General features: G+C 53.3%; 4 protein-coding genes. 1 reads left to right on the forward strand and 3 read right to left on the reverse strand.

Translation table 11 applies throughout. The annotated features are described in order from the left end of the window. Window positions 1–143 precede the first annotated feature (143 nt). Window positions 144–959, reverse strand: a complete 816-nt coding sequence (locus NHH03_RS19665) for a glycosyltransferase family 2 protein (protein ID WP_253158826.1) — start codon at window positions 957–959, stop codon at window positions 144–146. Window positions 960–1,730: 771 nt separating this feature from the next. Here NHH03_RS19665 and NHH03_RS19670 point away from each other — a divergent pair. Then, window positions 1,731–3,104, forward strand: a complete 1,374-nt coding sequence (locus tag NHH03_RS19670; protein ID WP_390895597.1) for a sulfatase family protein — start codon at window positions 1,731–1,733, stop codon at window positions 3,102–3,104. A gap of 14 nt (window positions 3,105–3,118) precedes the next feature. On the opposite strand, the gene NHH03_RS19675 is transcribed toward NHH03_RS19670, so the two are convergent. Then, window positions 3,119–3,841 carry a hypothetical protein gene (locus NHH03_RS19675; protein WP_253158828.1) on the reverse strand — a complete coding sequence of 241 codons (723 nt, stop codon included), beginning with the start codon at window positions 3,839–3,841 and terminating at the stop codon, window positions 3,119–3,121. A gap of 726 nt (window positions 3,842–4,567) precedes the next feature. Next, window positions 4,568–5,047: a hypothetical protein gene (locus NHH03_RS19680; protein WP_253158830.1), complete on the reverse strand. Its 480-nt coding sequence runs from the start codon at window positions 5,045–5,047 to the stop codon at window positions 4,568–4,570. Window positions 5,048–5,807 lie beyond the last annotated feature (760 nt).

The following is a 5,807-nucleotide window of genomic DNA, read 5'->3' on the forward strand; positions in this document are numbered from 1 at the left end:
AGAGATCGAAGCAGCAATTTGCTGAGTCGTTTGAGGTGAAGTGACTGTTTAGCGCAACTTCAAAACTGACGCTTCGGGTTGCCAAAAAACAATGGCTTAGGCGAATGCGGCTGCTTCAACTTCCGGCAACAGAGCAGCAGCGTTTAGAAGCGAAAGACGCCGTATTTCAGAATGCACCACAATGCACCGACCCCGTCTTTCCAGCCGATCTTCTTGCCCTCATCGTACCAGCGATGTTGATAGCGAATCGGCCGTTCGGTGAAGCGCAGTCCCTGTCGTGCCAGCCGCGCTGTCAACTCGATTTCGATGCCAAACCGAGACTCCTGTAGCTTTGGCAGAATCGGTTCCAAATGCTTTCGCGGTACCATCTTGTAACAGGTTTCAACATCGCTCAGCCGGATTCCGATGGCAATGCTCGCCAGCAAGGTGATCAAGCCGTTCATACTTTGGTGCCACCAGGGCGACAATTGGCGATCATAGTGCCCGTAGCGCGTGCCATAGGCCACGTCGGCTTCACCGGCAATCAACGGTTGTAGCAAGTAGCGGAAATCCGAAGGGTCGTACTCGCGATCAGCATCTTGAATCACCACCACATCGCCGGTTGCTTTTTCAAAACCGGTGCGAATCGCTGCCCCTTTGCCTCGATTCTGATCGTGGCGAGCGATGATCACGTGCGGATCGTCACCCATTCCGCTGATCGCTTCGAACGTCCCATCTTTACTGCCGTCGTCGACCAAGATGATTTGCATTGGCAAACCGGTTGCGCGCAACCGTTGGACCACGCCAGCTACGGTGCCGCTTTCGTTGAAGACAGGAACGACCACCGACAACAAAAAATCTTCCGGCAGTTCAAAGATCGCTAGTTTGCGGCACACATCCGTGCCCAGCAGTTGTCGCATTTGCGCAACGTACTGGTGACTCCACAAACGCTGATTGGATTCGCTCTCACACTCGTCCACTCTGGGATTCGTCCTTGATCAGACGTAGCTGCACGGATTTTCGACACCTGTCGCGATAGCTTAACAACTTCCGCAGGTGTGTTGTTGCAGCGACAAAAAATCGTTCGACAGCCCCATCGTTCCGATTGATCCGGTGCAGCGGACCGAGCAAAGTTGTCGGAAAAAAATTTGAACGAGTTTCGAGTCGGAAATTCCCGACCGAATGTTCATCGGTTCTTCACTACACTGTATAGACGTCAAAGTTTGTTGTTGACATTCGATTCGAAGGTCGCCACATTCCTGCACGCTTCGGACGTGGAAAAGATGTTCTTCGTTTCGATAGCTCTTTTTGTCTTTTCACTCTTCCGCGGGAGACGTTTTGTCGTGAGCCGACAAACAACTTTGCGAAATCAAATTTCGCTTAGCACTTCCAATCCGCACCCGATTCACTCGGGGCAGCCGCCAGGTCACTGACGGTGTTGTTAACACGAACACATTGATAATCAAGTTGAACTGGCGCATGACGCGTTTGTTCAAGCAGTTGCACAGGATTGTGCAATTGTCGATTCCTGGAAGACGGCGCCATTGGATTGCCGGCAAGTCAAACCCCGGATTTGCGACAGGGAAAGTACCTTCCAACTTTTGTCATTAATTTCGGTGACCACGTTTTCGGCCATGGACGTGCCGTGACTTGTGCTCCAAATGACAAAGACGAGGGCTGACCTTCAAGGATGAGGGCCAGCCCTTTTTTTGTTCCTTGGTCTTCACTCGGATCCCTCTCGCATGCATGTCATCCTCCGCTGCTTCAGCGCCCTCCTGATGTCATCGTTCGCCCTCTGGGCCAGTGCCGACCGGGCCTTCGCCGCTGACAAACCAAATATCGTGTTTGTGATCGCAGACGACTGTACGTTCCGCGATATCGGTTGTTATGGCGGACAAGCGTACACGCCAAATATCGACAAGCTTGCCGAGCAAGGCATGCGATTTACGCGGTGCTTTCAAGCCGCGCCCATGTGTTCGCCGACACGGCACAACATCTACACCGGACAATATCCCGTTAAAACAGGTGCCTATCCCAATCACACCCACGTTTCACCGGATACTGAGAGCGTCGTTCAGTATCTGCAGCCGCTCGGCTACCGCGTCGCCCATAGCGGCAAGTCGCACGTTAGCCCGGCGTCGGTGTTTGATTGGGAAGAAATCCCCCACGCCAAGAATCCGGACTTTGCCAAAGTCGATGCGTTTGTCGCGGATTGCAAAAGCAACGCCCAGCCGTTTTGTCTGCTGCTGTGTTCCAACGAGCCGCACACGCCTTGGAACAAAGGAGACGCGTCACGCTATCCCGTCGACCAAATTCAATTGCCGCCGTATTTTGTCGACACCCCGGAAACACGTGAGGGTATGTCTCGGTATCTAGCCGAGATCACGTATTTTGATTCGCAAGTGGGGCAAGCGATTGCGATTTTGGACAAACATGGATTGGCCGAAAACACATTGCTCGTGGTGGTTAGCGAGCAAGGCAGTTCGATGCCGTTCGCCAAATGGACTTGTTACGACAATGGATTGCAATCTGCCTGTCTCGTCCGTTGGCCGGGCCAGGTTCAACCGGCAACGGTGAACCCCGCCATGATCGAATACGTCGACTTCTTGCCGACCTTTGTTCAAGTTGCCGGCGGCACTCCGGCCGACGTGTTGGACGGAGAGAGTTTGTTGCAGGTGCTGCGGGGGAAACAGCAACACAAATCATTTGTGTTTGGTGAAATGACCACACGAGGTATCAACAACGGCTCTGATCACTTTGGAATCCGTTCAGTTCGCAGTGAACAGTTCAAATACATTTGGAACTTCACCCCAGACCAGGAGTTTCAAAATGCGTGCACCAATTCGCCAGAGTTCGAGAGCTGGATCAAACTGGCCAAACAGGGCGATGCAGACGCCCAGCTAAAAGTTAAACGCTACCGCTTTCGTCCGGAAATCGAATTGTACGACGTTCAGGCGGACCCGCTGGAGCTAACGAATTTGGCTTCCCAGCCGCAATACGATTCTGTCAAACGCCAATTGCGCTCCGAACTGGATCGATGGATGGCACATTGCGGTGATCAAGGACAGCCCACCGAAATGCAAGCGCTCGAGCACATGGGGCGGAAACGTCAAAAGAAAAAGTGAACTGCAACGCAGCATTAGCTGCTACAGCCGCAATCGCAGGGTGTGGTTTGCTGCTGTGATTGCATCACCGTTACCGGAACCAGTTTTTCAACCGTGTAAGGGACTTTGACCGTACACACACGCTGTTGTTCGACTTTCACCGTTTCAGGTACAAACGCGGTCACCGTTTTAGATCGCTTGCGGTATTCCAACGTCGTGTAGGGATGCTTGACGGTCTTCTTCTCTGTCTTGGTAAAGTACTCCTTCACTTTACGTGTCTTTTTGATCGGCACCATGATGCCGATTTCACAGATGTAAGGCTCCTCGACACAAACCTCTTGCATTTCAGTCGTGCCGTCGGGGCATTCCACCGGAACGCATTCGGTGCGCTTACGAACGCGGGTCACGGTGTCTTTGCCTGGGACCGTGATGGTGTATTCCTGGTCCACCCAGCGAAACTTAGGCGTTTTGATTTCGATCTCTTGTTCGTCCACTTTTTTGACACGAACCAAAGCGTTGTATTCGTAGGGGACCTGTTTCTCAACGGTGATGGTTTTGTCGACCAAAACTGTTTCGACGCGTTCTTCATCGCGGTAGCAGGTTTCGGTCACCGTCTTCATCACGGTGCAGGGAACCTGAACCGTGGTGATGCATTCACCGGTGCCGTTACATTTGTTGCAGTCGTCACAGGCGACTGCCGGGACGGAAAAAACGCATGCGGCGACTAATAGGCCGCTCCTGAAGCGATTGGCTAACATGGTGGTCGAACTCCCCCGAGTCGTTAAAGTTGAACGGGCGCCGCCCAGAGCGGACCCGAACGAAACCTAGGTTAGTCAGAGGGGGAGTCAAATCACACGCGTCAAAATTTTCTGTGGCGTGACTCTAAACGATCAGGCATAGGATCCGATCCACGGCCAGCTGACTTCAGCGTCTTCTGTGCCGTCGTGCCTCTGTGTGAGCCCCCGGACCAATCACTCTCACGGAGCCACCAAGGCACGGAGAATCAATGTTGATCCAAACAATGCGATCAATGACCACCCCTCGTTTCGGATGCTTAGTTGGTGTGGAGGATTTATCCGACCAAGCATGACGCTTCCTCCTTTCGATTCCGTCGGATCGATTCGGTCGGATAAATCCTCCACACCAACAAGTGGCGTCGCGCGAAATTTGATTCGGCTGGGCATTCCACGTCGTCAAGCGATTCGCCACGCACGCAGCCGCAAGGGACCTTGGCGCATGTCCAAGACCATCGCCAGCGGTGTGGGGTGTGGCGAACAAGCGGAATCGAGCAAGCCAGGCCCCAACGCACGGTGTGAGGTAGCCCCCAAAACCCAGGTCACCTCACCGGCCTTCTTGAACAGAGAATTGGAGCATCGGCTGGTCCGCTCAAATGGCTATCCCTGTTCGATCCTGCAACAGAACCAATGTCAACACCGCCGTGTTTTCACGGGATGCCAAGTTCCTAACGGTTGCCTGCCTGTCCACTACATGAATTCGTGCTGGTACATCGCCCACACGACGGAGACCAAGGCTACAAATGCAGCACCGGAAATCGCGAGTTGCAATTTCCTTCCCGCTGCCAAAAATGAAGAGCGATGCACTGCAGGAATGAGAACCGCAAGGATATAACCTCCCAGCCCGCCGCAGACGATCCCGGCAAGTTCTCCATGGCCGTGAAGATGACCACTTAGCCATCCTACCAAAGCAAAGAACAGGATTGCAAAAATGCCGTAAGCAAAGCCTAACTCGCAGGATGGGGAGTTGGACGATTGTTCGTTGCCCAATTCACCGCTTACTCTTGATCTGCGAACCCGAACGGCCATTCCATTCGCGATTACAAGACCGACGATGCCTCCAATCGCAGTTCCGACATCTTCTTGCTGTCCGCCCCATATCCAAGCAAGGAATGTCGCTGCAATCGCGCAGGATCCTGTGGCAAGCAAGATGGTGAACGACTGTTTCATGAAGTTCAATTGAGTACGAAAGGTTCTTGTCGGGTTAGGTTTGACGTCACCGCGATCGGGCAGTTGACGTTGTAACGGCCCCAAGAGATAGGCCCAATCTGCAGAATTGGCTCGTCCGCACAAGTCTCCAGCCACACGTTAGCTCTTGAAGAGAACCAATTCCAACACAGCCACTCATTCACGCGGTGTCAAACTCCTCTTGGTTACCGACTCGTTCAAAGCGGCGTTTGCAAGAATCCACCGCCAACACTTTGCGGCAATGTACCCAATCGCCGACAGCGAGAAAACGAAGCCGAGGACGACGCCGGGATGTCGCATTGCCCACGGCGCTGAAAGGATCGGAACGAATGCGAGGACAAAGCGGACAACAATAACGACTGAAACAACAGCGAGAAACGCAAAAGCAGGCACCGCCAATCGCGATGCCAAACCCCCGGGAAACCACTCCGTGCACGCAGAGACCGCCGTTGTCAAAAGAATGACCAAGCCCATCAGATTACCGATCGGGTTTTGCGATAGGTCTGGCGCGTTTGCGTACAGTTCGGGGAGCGTCAGGCAGGCGCCGAATACAAACAGCGAAAGTGATGCAAAGCGCTGGCGTGGTCCTTTGCCTTGTTCATCTCGCTGAGTTTTCGGTGGTGCATACGGATTCGTCATTCTTCAGTCGGGCAACAGAATGCTGTTTCTGTGAATCAGTCGTTGATTTTTTTCGACCATCGCACGCGGTGTGGTGGGGCGTCGATCCGCGTCAGAATGATTC

Origin of the sequence: Stieleria tagensis (assembly GCF_024129865.1) — a bacterium.
GTDB lineage: Bacteria > Planctomycetota > Planctomycetia > Pirellulales > Pirellulaceae > Stieleria > Stieleria tagensis.